The sequence below is a fragment of the Nonomuraea sp. NPDC048882 genome, assembly GCF_040649755.1.
GTDB lineage: Bacteria > Actinomycetota > Actinomycetes > Streptosporangiales > Streptosporangiaceae > Nonomuraea > Nonomuraea maheshkhaliensis.
In genome coordinates this window covers 233,764-254,206 of the sequence record NZ_JBEZGB010000009.1, presented here as the reverse complement: position 1 = coordinate 254,206, position 20,443 = coordinate 233,764, and the positions used below count along the sequence as shown (strand labels likewise).

The window sequence follows — 20,443 nt, the reverse complement described above, 5'->3', positions numbered from 1 at the left end:
GCTCAGTTCCTCACGGTGGGTGACGGCTGGCTGATGAGCGTTTCCGCGACGGCCCCCGGCAGCCAGTCGTCGGTGTGGCCGAAGGAGAAGCCCAGCGCCTTCGCGCGCGCGTTGCTCATGGCGTAATGGCGGTCGAAGGAGAACGCCGAAGCCCGCTCCCCCGCGGCGACGGTCCTGAGCACGGGCTCCCGGCCGGCCCGCGCGGCGATGATCGCGACGAGGCGGTGTACGTCGAGCGGGCCGTCGGAGCAGGCGTTGACCGGACCGGTGAAGCCGGCCGTGGTGGCCCACACCAGCAGGTCCGCCAGCTCCTGGTAATGGATGAAAACTGTGGGCAGCGCCTGCGCGTGCACGGTGATCTCCTCGCCCACAACGATGCGCCCGACGTAGTACGCCAGCCTGCCGGTGAACTCCTGCGCGCCGCCGCCGAGCACATGGGCGCTGCGCACACTGGCGAACGCGAAGCCGCCGGCGCGGGCGAAGACGGCCTCCGCCTGCCGCTTGCCCTCGGCGTAGTGCGCCTCCAGGTACGCGTCGTCGTTCCAGGGCAGGTCCACGGCCACCTGCCAGGCGGCCGGGTCCACGATCTCCTCCGGCACCGGCGTGTCCTGCGGCACCGCCGGCAGCGCCGCGGTGGCGGGGTCGTAGACCTCGATCGTGGAGGTCATGACGTAGCGCCGGGTACGGCCGGCGAAGGCGCGGGCGGCGATGGCGGCCTGCACCGGCGTGTAGCAGACCTGGTCCACCACGACGTCGAAGGCGCGGGACCCGAGCGCGGCCGTCAGGGCGGCCTCGTCGTTCCTGTCGGCGACGAGGTGCTCGACGCCGGCGGGCGGCGGCGTCGAGCCGCGGTTGATCACCGTGACCCGGTTGCCCGCGGCCAGCAGGCGCTCCACCAGGATCTTTCCGAAGTACCGGCTGCCGCCGATGACGCAGATTCTTTGCACGCCCCGATCCTGAGGCCATACCGTCATCAGCAGAAGTCCTGACTTACTGGATGCGTATTAAGGAAAACTGTTGATCGATGTGCAGCGGCTCCGCGTCCTGCGGGCGGTGGCGGAGCACGGCAGCTTCAACCGGGCGGCCACGGCTCTGCGTCTCACTCCCTCGGCCGTCTCCCAGCAGGTGGCCGCCCTGGAGCGCAGCCTCGGCGCCGAGGTCGTCGCCCGCAGCACCCGCGGCGTCACCCTCACCCAGGCCGGCCACATCATGCTCGGCGCCGCGGAAACCGTCACCGCGGAGCTCGAACACGCGCGTCAGCAGGTCACCGAGCTCAGCACCGGCCGTCTCCAGCTCACGGTCGCCACCTTCACCAGCGGCGGCAGGCTCCTGCTGCCCGCCGCTCTCGCCCGGTTCATGGCGGCCCATCCCCGCACCGTGCTCCACGTCAGGGAGGGCGAGCCCGAGCACACCCTGCCGCTCGTCCGCCAGGGCGCCGTGGACCTCGCCCTCGCCTACCACTTCGACGGCCCGCTCCCCGCCGGGGCGGGCCTCGGCTCCAGCCTGGAGTGGACACCGCTCATGGAGGACCCGCTGCACGTGGTCCTGCCGTACGGGCATCGCCTCGCCGGCCGCGACGCGCTCGACCTCGCCGAGCTGGCGGCCGAGCCCTGGGTGCTCGGCTGTCTGAAGACCGAGGCGTACCTGCGCCGCTACGCGGACCGGGCCGGCTTCGACCCGGACGTACGCGGCACCACCACCGACTACTTCTTCGCCCGCTCGCTCGTCGCCGCAGGTGTGGGCATCTCCCTGATCCCCTCCATCGCGCTCACGCCGGAGCTCCCCGGCCTGAGCACCGTCCCGATCAAGCCGCCGGCACCGGCCCGGCACCTCGGCGTCGCCGCGATCAGCCGCGACGACCGGCCCCACGTCACGGCTCTCATCCACGCCCTTCGCGAGCAGGCTCGGCGGAAGTAGCCGGCTGCCGTACGGAAGAACCTTGGAGAAGCCCATGGTTCTCGCTTGCCTGACTCCGAGCAGGAGATACATCGATCCGATGAGCTCGATGAGGGGGTACCGATGGGGCAGCGCATCGAGGGCCCGATGGTCCTGCGCATCTCCGAGACCGAGATCGTCGACAGTCAGCTCTCCGAGGATGATCTGAGAGCGTTGAGCGACAAGGGCGCGATCGTGCCCTCACGATGAGCCACGTCTACACGAGCCTGGCACTGTTCCACTCCACCGTGGCCGCGAGGCACGTGCCCGACCGGCCGGAGCAGGCGTCCGCCGAGGTGGTGCGGTCGATGGTCGAGGAATCAGGACGCCGCCTGAGCGCCCTGCTCGAAGGCTGACCACAGAAGGGCGGGGCCGCGGCCCCGCCTCCCGGCAACCGCGGACGTCAAGGAGCGCAGGCGATGCCAGACGAGGACGAGCAGGCACCACTGAGTGCCACCAGGTCACAGGACCCGATCGTGGAGAAGTTCCGGCCCGATCCGGCGCAGGCGCCGACGGCGGTTCTGCGCATGACCGGTTTTCTCGGGGACAGCGACAAGCCGGATCATCGGCGGCTGTACTTCACCCGCGAACTGGACTACTACGCGGAGTTCCACACCGGCGACGTCATCGACATGACCACGGTCGGCCGCCACGAGGAGCCGTTCCGAGGCGAGGAGGCCACCCGGGTGGTCCTGCGCCGCGACGCGATGGTGGAGTTCACCAGAACCCGTACGGCGCGCGCCCTCGACGAGTTCGACCTCGACATCAGGCTCGGCCCGCCGAGGAGCGGCAGCTGCATCCCGGGCCTGACCGACTCGCGCGAGCACGGCTGTCCTGAGCCGACCGCGGCGGGCGGCGGCGACTGCGTGACGCCGGGCACCTGCCAGCCGACCTGCGAGACCTGCCCCACCAACTGCGGAACGTGCTACGAGACCTGCGTCGGCCCCACCAACTGCGGCAGCTGCGTGACCTGCGACGCTTTCTGCGGTGAGGGCCGGTGAGCACCGTCACGTCCGGGCCCGCGGCGCGGCGTGAGGCCGCCTGGCGCAGCGTGCTCGACCCAGGCCGGCAGGCGTCGGCCCTGCGCGTCGCCCGCGACGTCGCCGCGCGGGTGACCGACCAGGGACGGGTGGCGGCGGCGCTCGCCGCGTCCATCGAACAGACCCGGTTCCCCGCGACGCTGGCCCGCAGGCCCTACGCGGTGGCGGACGGCGACGCGGGCCTCGCGGTGACCTGCGCCTATCTGGACGCGTGCCTGCCCGGCGAAGGCTGGGACGCGGCAGGCCACCGGTTCCTCACGGCGGCCGCGGAAGGCGTGGACGCGGCGTCGCCTGGCCTGTTCGGCGGCTTGAGCGGCCTGGCGTTCGCCGCCGTGTCGCTGAGCCGCGGCGGCACGCGGTACCGGCGGATGCTCGCCGCGCTGGACGACGCGCTGGCGCCCCGGGCGGCGGCCGCCGGCGCGCGGCTCACCGGGGCGCGCGAGCCGGGCCCCGTCACCGCGTTCGACCTGATCTCCGGAGCCGGCGGGACAGGCGCCTACCTGCTCACGCACGACCCGCACGAGGTCCTGCCGGAGATCCTGCGCGGGCTCGTGACGCTCGCCAGACAGCAGGAGCCGCCCGCCTGGACGACCCCCGCCCACCTGCTGGGCGACGAGACGACGGCGCGGCTGCATCCGCACGGCGCTCTCGACTGCGGCCTCGCGCACGGCATCCCAGGACCGCTCGCCCTGCTGTCGCTCGCCCTGCGCGCGGGCATCGAGGTGCCGGGCCAGGCGGAGGCCGTCGAACGCATCGCCCGCTGGCTGCTCGGCCGGCGGGTCCGGGACGAGTGGGGGGCCGGCTGGCCCGCGATCGTGCCGCTGACAGGCGAGGGAAGGCCCGGCCGGTCCGCGTCCACCCGCACCGCGTGGTGCTACGGGACGCCCGGGGTCGCGCGCGCCCTGTGGCTGGCGGCGCAGGCGCTGGACGACTACGGGTTCGCCGAGCCGGCGCTGGAGGCCATGGACGCCGTGCTGCGCCGCCCGGCGCGGCTGCGCGCGATCCCCTCCCCCACGTTCTGCCACGGCGTCAGCGGCCTGCTACAGGTCGTGCTCCGCTTCACCCACGACACCGGCCTGTTCCGCGACGCGGCGGCCGACCTCGTCGACGAGCTGCTGGCCGCCTACCAGCCGGAGCGGCCGCTCGCGTACGCCTCGCTGGAGCCGCAGGACCACCCCGTGGACCGGGCCGGGCTCCTGGACGGCGCGGCGGGCGTCGCCCTGGTGCTGCTGGCCGCCGCGACCGACGTGGAACCGGCCTGGGATCGGCTCTTCCTCCTGTCATGAAGAGTCTGTACGCGCCGCTGGACTGGGCGCTGGTGCGCGCCCCGCTGCTGCCCGTCGGCGCCGCGGCGACAGCGGGCCTGCCGGGGGATCCGGCCTGCCTGACGCCCGGCGCCCCGGCGGTGGCGGCGGCCGTCCAGGTGGCGAGCACCGATCTGGCCGCCGCGCTGGCGCGAACGCCGCCCGAACACCCCAAGGCGCGCAAGATCGGCCGCAAACTGCTGCGTTACCTCATCCGGATGAGCACGCGGCCGACCCCGTTCGGCCTGTTCGCCGGGGTCGCCCTGGCGGATTGGGGCCGCTGCACCGACCTCGCCCTGGCCAAGGAGGCGCCGCGCACCCGTACCCGGCCTGACATGGGCTGGCTGACGGACCTGGTCGCGCGGCTCGAAGCCGATCCTGAGGTCCGGGCAGGCCTGCGGCTGGTGGCCGACCCGTGCGTGCTGATCCGGGCCGGGCGGGCGTTCCCGGCAGGCGGCACCGGCCGTCCGGCCTCCGTGCGTGCCACCACGGCGGTGCGGCGGACGCTGGCCCTGACCGGTACTCCCGTCTCGCGTGCGGAGATCGCCGCAGCACTCGGCACGCTGCCCGGCGCCACGCCGGAGAAGGCGGACGAGCTGGTCGAGGAGCTGATCCGGCAGGGGTTCCTGCACCACGACCTGCGGCCACCGCTCACCGGCGACCCTCTCGGCCACCTGCGGGAACGGCTCGCCGGCCACCCTGTCGCGGCGGCCCTCGCGGGCCTGCGCGAGGCCATGAGAGAGTGGGACGCCTGTCCGCTCGACGACCGCGCCAGGACGTGGCCGGGCCTGCTCGACCGGGTCGGCACGATCGCACCCGCCACCGACCCGCGCAACCTCCTCCAGACGGACCTCGCGCTGCCGCTGTCCGGCACCGGGCTGAGCCGGCGCATCGGCGCCAAGGCGGCGGTGGCGGCCGAGTTGCTGCTGCGGCTGAGCCCGTACCCGGCGGGGCCGCCGCACCTCGACGCCTACCGCCGCGCGTTCGAAGCCCGCTACGGCGCGGGCCGGGAGGTCCCGCTGCTGGAGCTGGTGGATCCGGACTTCGGGCTGGGGAACCCCGTGGACGGCGGCGGGGCTCCCGCGCCGGCCGCCCGGCACCGGCCGCCGTCCGGCCTGGCCGCGAACGCGTCCCGGGACCGGCTGCTGCTCGACCTGGCCGCGAACGCCTGCCGGGACCGGCTGTCCGTCGTCGAACTCGACGACGACCTCCTGGAACGCCTCCAGACGTGGACGCCTGCGGCCGCGTCCGCCCCGCCGACGCTCGACCTCGCGGTCCTGGTCGCGGCGGCCGGCGCCGAGGCCGTCGACAGGGGCGACTTCCTGCTCGTCGTGGGGCCGAACCTGGGCGCGAACGCGGCCGGGCGCACCCTCGGACGCTTCGCCGACCTGCTCGGGGCCCCGGCGAAGACCGCGATGGCGCAGGCGGCGGAGGCCGAATCCCGGCACGCGCCCGGCCGCCTCCTCGCCGAGGTGGTCTACTCACCGGCGCGCGCCCGTTCCGGCAACGTCGCCGTCCGCCGGTGCGGTCACCGCCACGAGATCCGTTTCGGCCCCGCCACCGGCATCGCGCAGGAGTGGATCGTTCCGACCGGCGAGCTGGTCGTGGGCCTGCGCGACGGCCGCTTCACCGTCCGGTGGCCCGCACGCGACATGGAGGTCATCGCGACCCAGTGCCACATGCTCAACCCGGCGCACGCGCCTGCCGCGGCCCGGTTCCTGCTGGACGTGGCCCGCGACGGCCGGTGCGTCTTCACCTCGTTCGGCTGGGGACCGGCCGCCGGCCTTCCGTTCCTGCCCCGTGTCCAGCGGGACGGCATCGTCCTGTCCCTGGCCCGCTGGCGGGTCGATCCCGCGACCCTGCGCGACCCGGCCGGCCTGGCCGCCTGGCGCCGGGCGCACGGCGTGCCCCGCCATGTCTACCTGGCCGGCGGCGACAACCGGCTGCTGCTCGACCTGGACGACGCCGAGCAGGCCGAACTGTTGTGCGCGGAGCCGGCGGGACGCCCCGTTCTGCTCCAGGAGGCCCTGCCCCATCCCGATCACGCCTGGCTGCCGGGCCCCGAGGGCGCCCACCTCAGCGAGGTGGTGGTGCCGCTCGCGCTCCGGGAGCGGCAAACCGTTCCGGAGCGGCGCCCGCGCCGCGGCGTCGTGCCCGCAGGGACGCGGGTGCGGCCGCCCGGCAGCGACTGGCTCTACCTCAAGCTGTACGGCCCTCGCCGCTTCGAGGACGAGCTGATCGTCGACGCGCTCGGCCCCTTCGCCCAGTTCGTCACCGGGGCGGGGCTGGCCGACGGCTGGTTCTTCCTGCGCTACCGCGACCCCGACCCGCACCTGCGCGTCCGCTTCCACGGCGAACCCGCCACGCTGCTGGGCCCGCTCATGCGCCACGTCTGCGACTGGGCGGCCGATCTGGTCTCCGCGGGCACGTGCGGGACCTTCGCCTTCGACACCTACGAGCGTGAGATCGAGCGGTACGGCGGCGTGGACCACATGCCGGCCGCCGAGGAGGTGTTCATCGCCGACAGCCGGGCCGTCGCCGGCCTGCTCGCGCTTTCCAGAAGCCGGGGTTTCCCCTACGACCCGGTCACCGTGGCCGCGCTCAGCGTCGACGACCTGCTCGACGGCCTGGGACTCGACGCCGAGCGACGCAGGCGCTTCTACCGTGACATCGTCACGCCGTCACCGCAGGGCGGCCTGGAGTACCGCGAGCGCTCCCGGGAGCTGCGCCGGCTCCTCGGTGATCCCGGCACGACCCCGGACGACCGGGCTCTGGCGTCCTTGCTCGCCGCCCGCCGCCTGGCCCTGCCGTCCGACCGGCCAGCTCCCGAGGTGTGCCGCAGCCATGTCCACCTGCACTGCAACCGGCTGCTCGGCACCGGCCACGAGCTCGAACACCGCGTTCTCGAGCTCCTTCGCCGCACCCGCGAGGGTCTCTCCCGTCGGTCACCGGTGGGCGAGGGCCTCGCCCACCGGTGACCGCGGGCCTCACGCCTCGCTCACCACGACGTCCTCGTTCCTGACGAACATGACGCGGTGGCCGAACTGGATCTGGTGGTACTCGTCGGCGCCCCGGACCACCACATGTTGCGTGGTGTCGAAGGTGTTCGCCTTGTAGTACTCGCCGGTCGTGGTCAGGCCGATCGTGTACGACTGCCCGGCCGGGAACGTGTACTGCAGCGGGGCCAGCGGCTGCACCTCCACGCCCGCGGGGAAGGCCGACGCCTCCGGGTACGCGCGGCCGTACAGGGGGACCGAGGCCAGCCCCGGCCGGGGCTTCACCATCCGGGCCCGGCTGGGCACGGCGACGGGAGCGGAGGCCGGGTTGTGGAACCACGCCTTCTGCCCCAGGTACCAGATGGCGGTCCAGTCGCCTCGCCGCTCGGCGACGACGTAGCGCTGCCCGGTGACGGCACGGGCGGCGTGGTCGTACACGCTGAACGTGGAGTCTCCCGTCGGGTGCTTGCCGATGTCCTTGACGAGGGGCGAATCCTCGCGCGGCTCGGTGTGCAGCCAGATCGAGGCCGACCCGTGCGCCGGGCAGGTGGCGGCGGGGTGGGCCTCGTCGCAGCCGATGTAGTGCGGGCGGTTGCGGTCGTAGTCCGGCAGGATCATGACCGTGGCCGTTCCGGCATCGCCGTCAGGGCGCAGCGGAGCCCCCAGCAGGTCGAAGAAGTGGGCCCAGTCCCAGTACGGGCCCGGGTCTTCGTGCATGGTCTCAAACGACTCCGGCACCAGGCCGGGCACGTTGTCATGGCCGAGGATGTGGGCGCGATCCAGCGGGACCCCGAACCTGTCGGCCAGGTAGCGCACGAGCTTGGCGGACGTGCGGTACATCGCCTCGGTGTACCAGGTGCCGCCGGCGGCGAGGAAGCCCTCGTGCTCCAGGCCGATCGCCTTGGGATTCATGTACCAGTTCCTGGCGTGCCAGGCCACGTCCTTGGTGCGTACGTGCTGGGCGAGGTGCCCGTCGTGCGAGCGCAGCGTGTAGTGCCAGCTGGCTTCCTTCGGGTCTCTGACGATGTCGAGCGTCTTGTCGTACAGCTCCTCGGTGTCGTGGATGACGATGTAGTGGATCGTCTGGCTGGTGGGCCGGTCGGCCTTGTCGTGGTTGCCGTACTTGCCGTTCGGCAGTTCGACGTAGGGCGCCGGGATCCACTCACAGGAGAGCCCTGCGGGGCACTCCACCTCGTCGCTGCGGGCCAGATGCGGCAGGTTCAGCCTGGTCAGCCAGAAGCGGGACGGGCGCACCTCCGGGGAGGACGGCAGCGTCATCTCCGTGCCGATGTCGGTCAGCCGGGTGGCGCCCTCGTGGATGACCTCGTACACCTCGTCGGCGAAGCCCGCCGCGGTCTCCTCGTCGGTGGCGCCCGAGTAGCGCGCCACCGCGCCGTACCACTCGGCGGGGTCGGCGCTCGGCGGGGCGCCCAGGGCGCGCTGATACTCGGCGAGCAGCGCCGCGCCGCCGTCGACGTTGGCGGCCGGGTCCGTGCGCAGGCGCTCCACGCTCTGCCCGGTCAGCTCGGCGGCCCGCTCCAGGGTGTGCAGGGACCCACCGTCCTGCCCCGCCTGCTGGGAGGGGTCGATGGGGTGGCGCCGCGAGGTGCCGGGCGCGTCACCGTCGGTGAGGTGCATGGGGCCGAACCCGGCGGCCGTACTGGGCTTGCCACCGTTACAGTCCCAGCGCGATTCCATGTAGGAGACGGCGAGCAGGACGCTCTCCGGCACTCCGTGTCTCCTCGCGGCCTGTGTGAACGCTTGCGGCATCGTGGTCATCACCACCACCTCCACACCTGCACGGTCGCATGGATGGCCGCCCGGCTTCGAGGCGATATGTCATGATTTTTCGCTTTCTTGTGGCACTCAGAGCCGGCTCCTGCCCCCGCCGAACGCAACCCGGAGCCTCGACCACCGAGGATCACCGTCTCAGCGGAACGCGTCCATGAGGGGCAGCCACAACACGAACGTGGCCCCACGCTGTGAGTCCGCGACCCGCAGGGTGCCGTGATGGGCGCGGGCGATGTCACGCGAGATGGCCAGGCCGAGCCCGCTGCCGCCGGGATCGCGGCGGCGGCCGTCGTCGAGGCGGACGAAGCGTTCGAAGACCCGCTCGCGGTGCGCGGGCGGGATGCCGGGCCCGTCGTCGGCCACCGTGACCGCGACCCCGTCGTCGACCGGTGCGACGGTGATCTCGACGGAGCTCTCCGCGTGCCGCTGGGCATTGGTGAGCAGGTTGTCCATCACGCGGATCAGCTGCATCCGGGAGCCGCGGATGCGCAGTCCTGCCGGTGCGTGCACCTTCGCCGGCAAGCGGCGGTGCTGCGCGTTCACCTCGGCGGCGACCAGTTCGCCGACGTCGATCTCCTCCGGGGGCACCGGATCGGCGGCCCGGAGGCGGGCCAGCTGCAGGAGGTCGTTGACGATCGCCTCCAGCCGGCCGGTGGTCGCCAGCGCCGTCCGAATGGTCTCGTGGGCGTCCACGTCGTCGGGATAGTGCAGCGACTCCTCCAGTTGCATGCGCAGCCCGGTGATGGGGGTGCGCAGCTCGTGGGAGGTCGTGGAGGCGAACCGGCGCTGCTCCTCCACCGCACTCTCCAGCTGGCCGAGCGTGTGGTTGACCGTGGTGGCCAGCTGGGTGAGCTCGTCACGACCGGGCGGCACGGGGACGCGCAGGCTCAGGTCGCTCACCGTGATCTCGGAGATCCGGGCCCTGATGGCCTCGACAGGCCGCAGCGTACGCCCCACCAGCATCCAGGCCATCCAGGCCACGACGGCGGTGATCAGGCCGATGCCCGCGACGACGAGGTAGTCGAGGCGGTGGGTGGCCAGCAGGTCAGGCTCCCGGATGCCGGCGTAGACGACGCCCGAGTCGGTGTCCGGGGTCAGCCGGATGGCCTTCAGCAACACGCACGACCCCGCTCCCCCGCATTCGATGCGCCGCTGGAACCGGTTGTTGGGCGGAGGCCGGAGCCGGCTGAGCGGAACGGTCGTGGAGGCCCTCCCGCTGGCGTTCAGTACGCGCTGGCGAGAGTTCACGATCTGGACGAGGTCGGCGGGAGGGTCGGCGGGGATCCTTCGTGGCACCACTCCGCTGCGCGCCGCCGCACTCCACTGACTCGCCACCCGTTCGGCCTGGCTGAAGGTGTTCTCCTGGATCCGGTAGCGGGTGGCGAGGTCCACCGTCACTCCGAGCACTCCCATGATGATCAGCGAGAATCCGGCCGCGGCCGCGGTGTAACGCGCCCGGATGGAGTGTGGACCTGGAAGCGGTGACACTTCGTCTCCTCCTCATTGCGGCTGTCCCCTTCCGCGGCAGCCGCAGCAAACACTCAGCGTAGGTCGCCCAAGCAGGTATATGGTGCACATAAAGGGACACAACGTATGAGTTTGACCAAATCGCTAGAGATGCATGACCTTCACCTGTACGTCTCCGTTGACCCGGGCAGAGCCCTGCGCGCCGGCGACATCTGGGACTAAGTAAGGTTTCGGGGTGAATGACCGCTTTTTCACCCTGCTCGCGGCCTGCCATCTGCGCTTCGTCGGCACCCCGCTGGCAGGCCCCGACGCCACCGCACGCTGGCTGTACGAGGACGCGCCCTTCGGCGTCCTGGCCCATGACGGGGCGGACGACCCTCGCTTCACCTACGCCAACCTCACCGCCCAACGCTGCTTCGAGTACGACTGGGCCGAGTTCGTGGGCCTTCCGTCCCGGTTCTCGGCGGAGCCGGACCGGCGCGAGGACCGGCAGCGACTCCTGGACGCCGTGCACGGGAAGGGTTACGCGACCGGCTACCGCGGCCGGCGCATCGCCAAGTCCGGCCGCCGGTTCTGGATCGAGGACGTCACGATGTGGAACCTGGTGCAGGACGGCCTGCTCGTGGGGCAGGCGGCCACCTTCCCCCGCTGGAGTGACGCCTGAAGGTCCAGCCGGGCGCTGGTGAGGCCGCTTCAGCCGCCGAGGACCGTGTGGACGGAGGACACGGCGCCCGCTCCTTCGCCGACCGCCGTGGCCACGCGCTTGGTCGAGCCTGAGCGGAGGTCTCCCACGGCGAAGACATGGGATGCGCTGGTCTGGAACGGCAGCGGGGCGTCGTGGGTGCCCCCGGGCAGCCGGCTGTCGGTGAGGACGAAGCCGCGTGCGTCCTTGGCGACGCCCTCCATCCACTCCGACGCCGGCGCCGCCCCGATGAAGCAGAACAGCCCCCGGCAATCCAGCCGTTGCGAGCGGCCATCGCCACTCGCGATGACGACCGACGTGAGCGCTTCGTCCCCGCCGAGCTGCCGTACCGTGCTGCCGGTCCAGACGCGGATCCGCGAGTCGGCCAGGATGCGATTGGCCAGGTACGCCGACATCTTCGCTCCCAGGTCACCGGAACGCACCACCAGATTCACCGTGCAGCCATGAGCGGCCAGCGACAGAGCCGCCTGCCCGGCCGAGTTGGCGCCACCGACCACGACCACCGGCTGAGACTCGTACCGGCGCACCTCCAGCTCCGTCGCCGCATAGCGGATGCAGCCACTCTCCTCGAAATCCGCCCACCGCGGGATGCCGAGGCGCCGATAGTGTGCCCCGGTCGCCGCGATCACCGTGGAGGTCTCGATCCGGGACCCGTCGGCGAGCACCACCACCGGCCTCCGCTCCTCCGACAGATCCAGCCCTGAGACCTTGCACGGCGAGAAGATCTGCACCCCGAACTTGAGCGCTTGGATCATCGCCAGCCGGGTCAGCTCCTCACCACTGACACCCTGCGGGAAACCCAGATAGTTCTCGATCCGGGCACTCGTCGCGGCCTGCCCGCCCAGCCCGCTGCCGTCCAGCAGCACGGTGGCCAGCCCTTCGGAGGCGCCGTAGACGGCCGCGGCGAGCCCGGCCGGCCCGGCGCCGACCACCACCAGATCCGGGACGCACGCCGCAGGGTGATAGGTCAGACCGAGCGCCTCGGCCACCGTCCCCGGAGTGGCGCGGCGCAACACCGTCCCACCCGCCACCGCGACCGGCAGATCGTCCGTGGAAGCCCCGATCGATCTCATCAGCGCACGACCGGACAGCGACTCCGGGTCGAGCCACGCATGCGGCAACAGCATCTGCGTCACGAACGTACGCAGCCGAAGCGTCTCGGCCGCATCCGGCCTGCCGACCACTTCCAGCGCACTGCCGGCCGACGCTCGCAACAGATCACGCCGCGCCCGGAACGTCTCGATCAGCACGTCCGCGATGTCGACCTGCTCGGCGAGAACCCGGCGCAACTCCGCTGCCGTGATCCGCACCACCGTCCCGGCTCCCGCGACCCGGGCCGTCAGATAGACCTGCTGACCGGTGAGCAGATTCAGCTCGCCGAGGAACTCCCCCGGATTCCGACGGTGGACCAGGTGTTCCGGCTCGACCGCCGTGGCGTCCCTGAAGATGTCGACGGTCGCCGTCCGCAACAGGAAGAAGTCATAGGCACTGTCACCGGAGGCGTACAGGTTCTGCCCCTCCTGGACCTCCTCCGGCCGGCCGTAGCGAGCCAGACGATTCACCTGCTCCTCGTCGAGAACGGGCTGGTCACGGTCTTCGGTAGCCATGCCCGGCATGATAGGTCGCGCAGGTGGGCGGCCCCTCGACGGCGCACGGGCGACCTGGAGATCCGCGGCCGGCCTCACCCACAGCCGCAGCACAATAGAACGCGTGCGCCCCACCGGCCATGCCGGCGGCGTGAGCGCTGGACTGGGACGCGGCGCCGGCGGGCGCCGCGAGCACCGTACCGGCTGCGCTGCGCAACCGGCCCAGGACCTGGGCTCCAGTGCCCGTCACCGCGGCGAGGAAGTCGTTGCCGTCGAAGCCCTTGTCCCACAGCACCAGCATGTCCGGCCGCAGCAGGTGCAGTAGCCGCCTGGCGTAGTCGGTCTCGCCTAGGGCGGTGGAGCCGAAGGCAGCGCCGATCATCGCCCGGGTGCCGGTCTCCACCAGGGTCATCAGCTCCAGCTGGGGATAGCCGCCATGGGCCAGCCGATCCAGCCAGGCCCGGTTCCGGCCGGTATCGGGCACCTTCAGTGAGCTGCAGCCGTCGAAGGAGACCGTTCGACAGCGGCCGAACCGCACTCCGGGCGTCACCGGCTGCGCCAGCGGGCCGCACAACACCTCGAACAGCGCCCGCATCGGCGCAGCGCCAGGATCTCCGCGGCGCGGGCGGCGGTCTCGTACAGCATGCGCCAGAGCGTCTTCTCGCGCAGCGGGATGTCGCGGCGTGAGAGGAGCCGGTGGATGGTGGTCTTGGCCACGGCGCGGGTCTCGTCGGCGGTCTCCTTGCGGCGTTCGGCCTCGGCCGGGACCGACGGGGCGGTCCAGTGCTTCTTGGTCTGGCACCAGGTCAGCCAGGAGGTGACGGCGGCGCGGTTGCGGTTCCAGGTCGCCGGCGCGCATCCGTCCCAGAGCTCGGCGAGCTCGGCGCTGATCTCGGTGTCGGCGACGTCCGCCAGCGGCCGGTCGTGGCCGAGCAGGGCGATGACGCGGTCGATGGCCGAGGCGTAGGCGCGGTGAGTGTTCGGGTTGGCCGTGCGCGGAGTGGCGAGGAAGGCGTCGGCGGCCCGGCCGCAGCGAGGGTGACGTGCCCGCCGCGAAGGGCGGCGACCTTCGGCGCGGCGCTCATGCCAGCCGCCGCGCCACGCCGGCGGCGATGTACCGGATAACGTGCCGGAGTCGCGCACCGTCCCGGCAAGGGGTTGTCCTGGTCGCCGCGCCGTCATGATCGCTCATGTACGTGATAAGAGTCGATTATCACGTACATGAGCCGTTGGCTTGGGGGTGTCAGCCCACATAAGGGCCGCGGTCCACTCCCCGGAGAGCGCCCTGTCAGGTGATGCGGGTGGCGACGACCTCGATCGCGATCCTCAAATGCCTGGCGGCCATTCCCCGGCCTTTCGTCAGGCCGAATGCGTAGCGGTCGATCGTGACCGTGGCGCCGGCCATCAGGAGGGTGTCGTTGCTCGTTGCGGAGCCGAGGACCAGGCTGAGCGGTTGACTGACGCCGCGCACGGTCAGGTTCCCGTGCAGCACCGTTGGCGCTCCCGCCTGACCGGGCGGCCCACCTCGGAAGAACATCGTCGGATGAGTGTCCACATCGAGGAAGTCCGCCGCACGCACGTGCCGGTCGCGTATCCGCAGCCCGCTGGCGAAGCTGCCCGCGGGGACCTCCACCACGACGACCGAGTCGTCCAGCGGGCTCCGGACGCTGATCACGCCCTCTCCGATCGTGAACGTTCCGCGTACCGGAAGCACCCCGAACAGGGCGCGGGTCCTGAACCGGATCGTGGACCTGTCGGGGTCGATGCGATAGTCGCCGACGCGCGGGGACGACTCCCGGCCGGCCGGAACCGGCGAGCCGGTGCGTCGCTCAACCACGTGCGGACCCGGGGAGCGTGCCTGGTGGCCGGTGCAAGCCGGGGACAGGAATGCGGTAGCCCGCCCCGCCCGGCAGGCCACGAGGGGCCTGGAGAGTGCCTTCCAGCGTTTCGGCCTGATCGTTGATCGGCACGCAGCCGATCATGTGATGGGTCATGGTGCTCCAACAGTGATGTCCATCGAGAGGAGGCGGCCGGCGTTGCCGGTGAAATGGATCTGATTGAGAAGAGCTCGCCCCGGCCATGGTGAGCCCGATGGTCGGCGAGCTGACCGGGATCTGGCGCCCCGGCCTGGCACCGGGCGCTCGAGCCGTTGACGGCCGACCAGCCGCCGGCTGTTCCTCGAAGCGATGACGATGTACGAGAACGGTCTCCCTCGCGCAGCGAGGTCAAACCCAACGTCGAATGGCGTCGATCGTTGTTTCCGGTGAGGTGTTGAAGCAGAAACGAATTCCGGGAGTCGTCGCCGCCAGAACGTTGATCAGCCGTTCGAACAGGAGGGTGTGCTCAGGGACCATGCGCACGCCACCTCCGATCATGACCACGTCGAAGGGCCCCTCCGGCAACCGGTCACGGACGGTCTTTTCTGCCTCGTCCGGGTCGGTGCCGACCATGCACGGCACCGCGTCGAGGCCCGCCGCGCGCAGAGCCGCGTTGCCCTGCTCGATCCGTGCGGTGAGCGTCGCCTCGTCAAGGCCGGGAAATCCGGTGTAGTCGATCGCGCTCGGGTGCAGTCCGATCGTCAGGATCTTGGTCATTTTCACTCCTACCATGGAACGGGGCCATCACTGCCGAAGAAGCCTGCCGTCGGCCCGCCGGGGTCCGACGTGGCCAACTTGATGATCGCGGCGGCTCCCTCCGTGACGGTGTGGACACCCGTGTGATGGTTCATATCAGTGGCGGGGTTGCCCGGGTCCGCGGCGTTGACCTGGAATCCAGGCAGCGCCCGGGCGTACTGGGAGACGATCATGTTGAGCGCCGCCTTCGACGAGGCGTAGTCCAGGCTCAGAAAGCCGTACTCGGGGCGGGCGGAGTCACCGGCGTATGCCAGCGAGGCGAGAGAGCTGGACACCATGACGATACGGGGTTGCTGCGACCTGTGGAGCAACGGCAGGAACGCGTGGGTGACCCGCACCTGGCCGAACACGTTCACCTCATACAGCACGCGGAGGGCGTCGGCGTCCATGTCGGCCGGACTCAGCATCGGGCCGCCGACGCCGGCGTTGTTGACGAGCACGTCCAGTTGATCCACCCGCTCGGAGACGGCCTTCACAGCCGCCGCTACTGACTCGTCCGAGGTGACGTCGAGCTCGACGAACTCCACCTCGGCGCCCTCCTTCGCCAGCTCCTCGGCGGCTCGGCTGCCGCGCTCGCGGTCCCGCGCCGCCAGGAAGACCTGCCACCCCTTTCCGGCCAGTTGACGGACGGTCTCCCGGCCCAGCCCCTTGTTTGCTCCGGTGACCAACGCCACTGTCTTCGGTTCTGTCATGGAGCAGATCCTCGCCGAGCGCGCCCGGGGCACACCAGGACCGGTGTGGCCTAGGACCGGCCGTACCACCCGGGCCGAGGCCGGGTGTGAGGCATAGTTGAGGGGTGAACCGTGCAGAACTCGCCGAAATCCTCCGCACGTCCCGGGCTCGGGTACGACCGCACGACGTCGGACTGCCGGCTGGAACGCGTCGCCAGGTGCCGGGTCTGCGCCGAGAGGAACTGGCCATGCTCGCGGGTCTGAGTGTCGACTATGTGGTCCGGCTGGAGCAAGGGCGCGGACCTCGTCCTTCCCGTCAGGTCATCGCCGCGTTGGCTCAGGCCCTGCGGCTCGACGACGACGACCGCGACCTGCTGTTCCGGCTCGCAGGCCACGAGCCGCCCGAGGCGGGGCGGATCGCGATGGTCGTACGGCCGAGCGTGCTCCGGCTGCTGGACCGCATGGCGGACCTCCCCGTGCTGGTGCTGTCGGCCAAGGGAGACGTCCTGGCCTGGAACCCCCTCGGGGCGGCGCTCCAAGGCGATATGTCCGCCTGGCCGCCGGGGCGGCGCAACCTCATCTGGCAACGTTTCCTCGGCAGCAGCCGCTGCCAGGTCGCCGCGCAGGCGGAGGAGGACGACGCGGCCGCCCACGCCTCGGTCGGCACGCTGCGTGCCGCACAGGCCCGATACCCCGGCGACCCCGACCTGATCCAGCTGATCGCGGACCTACGTCGGGGCAGCCCGCGGTTCGACGAGCTCTGGCGGGAGGGACGGTCCTCCCCGTGGCGTACCGCGACCAAGACCATCAAGCACCCCAGCCTGGGCACGATCTCGCTCGACTCCGACGTCATGCTGCTCCCGGACGGCCACCAAACCGTGCTCGTGTACTCGGCCGAACCGGGGTCCCCGGAAGCGACCGCGCTCGACATGCTGCGGGTGATCGGGCTGCAGCAGGTCTGAGGGCGGTTCGCAGTGGGCTCATCAAGTGGCTCTCGATGTTTGCGGGTCATCCCGGGATCGGACCGTCACCGTCCGACATTCCTCAACCGGCCTCGGGGAACAATCGAACAGCCAATAGTGGTAAGCCGTTCCGAGCCTGGTCAGGAGCCCCATTCAGACCAGGTGTTTGACCCTTGAAAAGGGGCGTTATCGTGAGTCAGAGAGCCCTCGGGCTACGGGGAGCGCGCCGTCTTTGAGCGGCGCGGCGGTCGGCCACGCGCAGCACAGGCGCGAGCTCCTCCCAGGTGACCCCGGCCTGGCGGGTAGCGTCGATCAGGTCGGGTTCGACCTCGGTCAGCCAGTCGCGCAGCTCGGCGAGCAGGGTCAGGGCGGCCAGGGCTTCATCGCCGGAGGGCCGGGGGCCGTCCTTGGAGCGGTACGGGCTGGTCAAGTTGTGGACGTTGGTGATGTCGCCAGCGTTGTGAGTGGCGTATCCGGATGGGACGAAGCGCGTGTTCGGGCTCTCCTCGCGCAGGAAGCGACGTGCGTCGTACGAGCTGGTCAGGTCTTAGGCAGGCTTCATGGGCACGCAGCTCCGGGTGTCGTCAAAGTGATGACAGATGTGTCGTCACTACGATGACATGCCGTCTGCCCCTACCGCTATTGGCTGCTCCGTTGTTCCCCGAGACCGTATCAGGAGGCGGGGGATCTGAGCCGGGCCATCCCACTGTACGAGGCCACGCTGGCCGACTGCGAACGGGTGCTCGGCGTCGACCACCCGGCAACATCACACCCGCCAAGTAGCTCACAAGTTCAGGGCAGGCGAGGCATGGCAAGATCACAATCTGGTGTTCTGCACGAGCGTCGGCACTCCCCTGGACGCCGCCAACGTCCGGCGGGTCTTCCGCAAGATCACCAAGGACGCGAAGATCGGAACCAACTGGACACCCCGTGAGCTGCGTCACTCGTTCGTCTCCATCATGAGCAACCAGGGCGTGCCCATCGAGGCCATCGCCGATCTCGTCGGGCACGCGGGCACCAGCGTCACGGAAGCGGTCTACCGGCATCAGCTCAGACCCGTGATCACGAAGGGCGCCCACACCATGAACGCCATCTTCGGCGACAGCCGACACGGGTAGCGAGTCCGGGTGAGACGGCTCCCCGATTGGCTCCCATCGACTCCCCAGACACGGAAGAGGGGCCTCGGAGTGACTCCGAAACCCCTTCTCACCTGCATCTTCGTGGTGGGCGATACTGGGATCGAACCAGTGACCTCTTCGGTGTGAACTTGTGGCATGAAGGTCGTTCATGGTCAGAGCAGTAGCCAGGCGACTCGTGGGGATCGTCGAGCATCGTTGCCGGCCGGTATGGTTGCTGCACTTTGCTGCTGCACGTCTGGCGGGTCGTGTTGGGTCCGACCCATCTCATGCCTCGGCTTTAGGCGCTTGTGTAATCCTGCCCCATTTCGGCACCTTTGTCGTAATCGTGTCGGTTTGCCCGAGTGAGAATCTCGGTAGCCAAAGGCGATGATCGCGCGCAATAGTAGCACTATGACCACTGCACCCCTGGACCCGCCGAAGAGACCAGCCACAGGTACGGAGTCATTGGTTGGCGCTGCTGAGGAGCTGGTGGAAAAAGCCCTTGTTTTCATGCGGCCATATCTAGATATCACCTGGAGAGATGGCACAGACGACCCAAGGAAGATGGCCGCCGCTTTTTGCGTAAATCGGCAAGTAGACGGCATCAAGGCGGCAATTACCTTGGCGCGGACAGGGCTGGGACATGTAAGCGCGCCATTCATACGCCCGGCGTGTGAAGACTTCTTCTGGTTGTCGTATCTCGAAATGCTTGATGCACAAATAGCGAAACGTCTCGTGCTTGCCATGGCGGTGAGGGATGGCGCTCGCGATGTCATCGCACAGCAGCAGTATAGCGGTAAAAAGGCTATGACCAGGTTGGGGTTTCCGGCCAAATTCGTCAAGTACAGTTTCGAAAGAAAAATGCGCAGCGAGGCTGCCCTAAAGGAGCTTAGCAAGGTACTCGGGTGGCCAAACGCCGAGGACTCGGCATTGCCTCCAACGGCATGGGTGGCTGCCCAAACCGGAAATAGCAGGCTGTATGATTTCCTCTACTCGGCCACTTCGCGCGCGGTACATTTCTCTGTCGGTGAAGCGGCGCGTCGCGCCTGGAGCCATCCTCAGGGTGGCGATCTACAAAATTCGGCGATGGATTTTAACTCCGTTAACCACCTAAATTATCGCACGGATTTTTCTCTGTATTGGTGCTGCCACCTCCTGGTGCTCGCATTACCGACAGCTATCTCATGTCTTGAGGCCGACATAGATGGCACGGATACGAAGCTACTGGAGGAATATACTGAGGCAATTAAGAAGTTGGCCGAACACGGCAGTGTTCCCGTGACGCTGCCGTCGGAGTTCAATTTACACCTCAAGGTCGCAGCTCAAACAACGTCACCAAAGAAGTCCAGGCAAATGAATCAGAACGAATCATAGAGCCGGATTGCGATTTGTTACGTGGCGGGCCTTGTTTGGGGGATGCTTCATTCCAGCTGAGAGCTGCGGTTCGCGCGTCTCATGGAGATCGCAAACGGTCATTCTGGTGTGTGTATCCGTAGACTGCTTGAGTCGGCGCACGCAGCTTCCAGCTACAGGTATGGTCTGCTGTTGTCGGAACTTTCGATGCACATCAGGAGAGCTAAATGGATTGGGCTGCACTTGTCGGGACCGTCGTCGGAGGGGCAATTGTCCTTGCTGGGCAAGCAGTGGAAAGTATGCGTCGCAGAAGAGATCAAGTTGGCGAACGGTCTCACGCAGCAGCCCTTGCTGCCAAGGATCTTTTTCTGGAGATGGCCAGCACTTTTGAACGACGAATGATGTCGATGGATCGATCCTACGTCGCACAGAATGATCCCGATTATCATCGAGACCTTCGGTCTATTGCGGGGCACATATATAGCATCAAAGATGCTCCCACACGGAAGCGTCTTCTGCGCGCGGTTGAGATACTGGGCGACATCGCCGGCCTTGCACCGGTTAATAGACAGAGTCCTGATGGCGTTGGACTTTCCATATGTACTGTCGCACTGAATACCTTAGGCGCCAATCTAAGAAGCGAGAAGATCCCAGCCAGCCCGCTGTTTCAAGAATACGACGAGGCTTACAGCGCGCTTCAAGAGATGTATGCCGAAGAATACGAGGAGTACCGGAAAGGTATATCGAGTGGCACGTCTGACAATACTGCTTTGACGGAACAGCCTCCCTTTTGACGAGACAAAAGGAGTGGATCGGGACACCTTCTTCATCTCCTCTTCGGTCGTAGTAGTCACAATGCCACGGCCACCAAGGGCATGGTCAAG

At 69.4% G+C, this 20,443-nt stretch carries 20 protein-coding genes and 2 pseudogenes; 12 read left to right on the top strand and 10 right to left on the bottom strand.

What is annotated here, in order from left to right:
• Positions 1-2 precede the first annotated feature (2 nt).
• Positions 3-947 carry an NAD-dependent epimerase/dehydratase family protein gene (locus AB0C27_RS31115; RefSeq protein ID WP_357850954.1) on the bottom strand — a complete coding sequence of 315 codons (945 nt, stop codon included), beginning with the start codon at positions 945-947 and terminating at the stop codon, positions 3-5.
• Positions 948-1,026: 79 nt separating this feature from the next.
• On the opposite strand from AB0C27_RS31115, the gene AB0C27_RS31110 reads away from it, so the two are divergent.
• From AB0C27_RS31110 to AB0C27_RS31085, 6 genes are all read left to right on the top strand, one after another.
• Complete coding sequence (locus tag AB0C27_RS31110) at positions 1,027-1,917, top strand: LysR substrate-binding domain-containing protein (RefSeq protein ID WP_357851404.1); 891 nt, start codon at positions 1,027-1,029, stop codon at positions 1,915-1,917.
• A gap of 102 nt (positions 1,918-2,019) precedes the next feature.
• Positions 2,020-2,145 (top strand): hypothetical protein, encoded by a 126-nt coding sequence (locus AB0C27_RS31105; protein WP_357850951.1) that lies wholly within the window; start codon positions 2,020-2,022, stop codon positions 2,143-2,145.
• Positions 2,142-2,291 carry a hypothetical protein gene (locus AB0C27_RS31100; RefSeq protein WP_357850949.1) on the top strand — a complete coding sequence of 50 codons (150 nt, stop codon included), beginning with the start codon at positions 2,142-2,144 and terminating at the stop codon, positions 2,289-2,291. Before AB0C27_RS31105 ends, AB0C27_RS31100 begins: the two co-directional genes overlap by 4 nt.
• A 63-nt stretch (positions 2,292-2,354) precedes the next feature.
• Entirely contained in the window at positions 2,355-2,936 is a 582-nt protein-coding gene (locus AB0C27_RS31095; RefSeq protein ID WP_357850946.1) for a hypothetical protein, read from the top strand.
• Positions 2,933-4,261 carry a lanthionine synthetase C family protein gene (locus AB0C27_RS31090; RefSeq protein ID WP_357850943.1) on the top strand — a complete coding sequence of 443 codons (1,329 nt, stop codon included), beginning with the start codon at positions 2,933-2,935 and terminating at the stop codon, positions 4,259-4,261. Before AB0C27_RS31095 ends, AB0C27_RS31090 begins: the two co-directional genes overlap by 4 nt.
• Complete coding sequence (locus tag AB0C27_RS31085) at positions 4,258-7,257, top strand: lantibiotic dehydratase (RefSeq protein ID WP_357850940.1); 3,000 nt, start codon at positions 4,258-4,260, stop codon at positions 7,255-7,257. The genes AB0C27_RS31090 and AB0C27_RS31085 overlap by 4 nt, the downstream gene beginning before the upstream one ends.
• Positions 7,258-7,266: 9 nt before the next feature.
• On the opposite strand, the gene AB0C27_RS31080 is transcribed toward AB0C27_RS31085, so the two are convergent.
• Positions 7,267-9,006 carry a peptidoglycan recognition family protein gene (locus AB0C27_RS31080; RefSeq protein WP_357850937.1) on the bottom strand — a complete coding sequence of 580 codons (1,740 nt, stop codon included), beginning with the start codon at positions 9,004-9,006 and terminating at the stop codon, positions 7,267-7,269.
• Positions 9,007-9,204: 198 nt separating this feature from the next.
• Positions 9,205-10,554 carry a HAMP domain-containing sensor histidine kinase gene (locus AB0C27_RS31075; protein WP_357850934.1) on the bottom strand — a complete coding sequence of 450 codons (1,350 nt, stop codon included), beginning with the start codon at positions 10,552-10,554 and terminating at the stop codon, positions 9,205-9,207.
• A 214-nt stretch (positions 10,555-10,768) separates the two neighbouring features.
• Here AB0C27_RS31075 and AB0C27_RS31070 point away from each other — a divergent pair, with 214 nt between their 5' ends.
• The gene (locus tag AB0C27_RS31070) at positions 10,769-11,197 is read left to right on the top strand and encodes an MEKHLA domain-containing protein (RefSeq protein ID WP_357850932.1); all 429 of its coding nucleotides are present in this window, start codon (positions 10,769-10,771) and stop codon (positions 11,195-11,197) included.
• A 29-nt stretch (positions 11,198-11,226) separates the two neighbouring features.
• Here the strand turns inward: AB0C27_RS31070 and AB0C27_RS31065 are convergent, their stop codons facing one another.
• From AB0C27_RS31065 to AB0C27_RS31040, 6 genes are all read right to left on the bottom strand, one after another.
• Positions 11,227-12,843, bottom strand: a complete 1,617-nt coding sequence (locus AB0C27_RS31065; RefSeq protein ID WP_357850929.1) for an FAD-dependent oxidoreductase — start codon at positions 12,841-12,843, stop codon at positions 11,227-11,229.
• On the bottom strand, positions 12,824-13,417 hold the full coding sequence (locus tag AB0C27_RS31060; protein WP_357850926.1) for a hypothetical protein: 594 nt from the start codon (positions 13,415-13,417) through the stop codon (positions 12,824-12,826). Before AB0C27_RS31060 ends, AB0C27_RS31065 begins: the two co-directional genes overlap by 20 nt.
• The gene (locus tag AB0C27_RS31055; RefSeq protein WP_357850923.1) at positions 13,369-14,004 is read right to left on the bottom strand and encodes a hypothetical protein; all 636 of its coding nucleotides are present in this window, start codon (positions 14,002-14,004) and stop codon (positions 13,369-13,371) included. The genes AB0C27_RS31060 and AB0C27_RS31055 overlap by 49 nt, the downstream gene beginning before the upstream one ends.
• Positions 14,005-14,110: 106 nt before the next feature.
• Positions 14,111-14,659, bottom strand: a complete 549-nt coding sequence (locus AB0C27_RS31050) for a YceI family protein (protein ID WP_357850920.1) — start codon at positions 14,657-14,659, stop codon at positions 14,111-14,113.
• A gap of 388 nt (positions 14,660-15,047) precedes the next feature.
• A complete protein-coding gene (locus AB0C27_RS31045) occupies positions 15,048-15,416 on the bottom strand; it encodes a hypothetical protein (RefSeq protein WP_326642252.1) in 369 nt (122 codons plus the stop codon).
• Between the two features lie 8 nt (positions 15,417-15,424).
• Positions 15,425-16,147 carry an SDR family oxidoreductase gene (locus tag AB0C27_RS31040; protein WP_357850917.1) on the bottom strand — a complete coding sequence of 241 codons (723 nt, stop codon included), beginning with the start codon at positions 16,145-16,147 and terminating at the stop codon, positions 15,425-15,427.
• Between the two features lie 104 nt (positions 16,148-16,251).
• Here AB0C27_RS31040 and AB0C27_RS31035 point away from each other — a divergent pair, with 104 nt between their 5' ends.
• Positions 16,252-17,088 carry a helix-turn-helix transcriptional regulator gene (locus AB0C27_RS31035; RefSeq protein WP_357850915.1) on the top strand — a complete coding sequence of 279 codons (837 nt, stop codon included), beginning with the start codon at positions 16,252-16,254 and terminating at the stop codon, positions 17,086-17,088.
• Between the two features lie 196 nt (positions 17,089-17,284).
• Here AB0C27_RS31035 and AB0C27_RS31030 read toward each other — a convergent pair whose 3' ends face one another.
• Positions 17,285-17,518 carry a hypothetical protein gene (locus tag AB0C27_RS31030; RefSeq protein WP_357850912.1) on the bottom strand — a complete coding sequence of 78 codons (234 nt, stop codon included), beginning with the start codon at positions 17,516-17,518 and terminating at the stop codon, positions 17,285-17,287.
• 216 nt (positions 17,519-17,734) lie between these two features.
• Here AB0C27_RS31030 and AB0C27_RS31025 point away from each other — a divergent pair.
• The 4 genes and pseudogenes from AB0C27_RS31025 to AB0C27_RS31010 all read left to right on the top strand — a co-directional run.
• Positions 17,735-17,836 (top strand): annotated as a pseudogene (locus AB0C27_RS31025) (hypothetical protein); the annotation flags it as partial.
• Positions 17,837-17,900: 64 nt separating this feature from the next.
• Positions 17,901-18,206: pseudogene (locus AB0C27_RS31020) on the top strand (tyrosine-type recombinase/integrase); the annotation flags it as partial.
• Between the two features lie 411 nt (positions 18,207-18,617).
• Positions 18,618-19,580, top strand: coding sequence for a DUF5677 domain-containing protein (locus AB0C27_RS31015; RefSeq protein WP_357850909.1), 963 nt, complete (start codon positions 18,618-18,620; stop codon positions 19,578-19,580).
• 206 nt (positions 19,581-19,786) lie between these two features.
• The gene (locus tag AB0C27_RS31010) at positions 19,787-20,353 is read left to right on the top strand and encodes a hypothetical protein (RefSeq protein ID WP_357850906.1); all 567 of its coding nucleotides are present in this window, start codon (positions 19,787-19,789) and stop codon (positions 20,351-20,353) included.
• Positions 20,354-20,443: the final 90 nt, after the last annotated feature.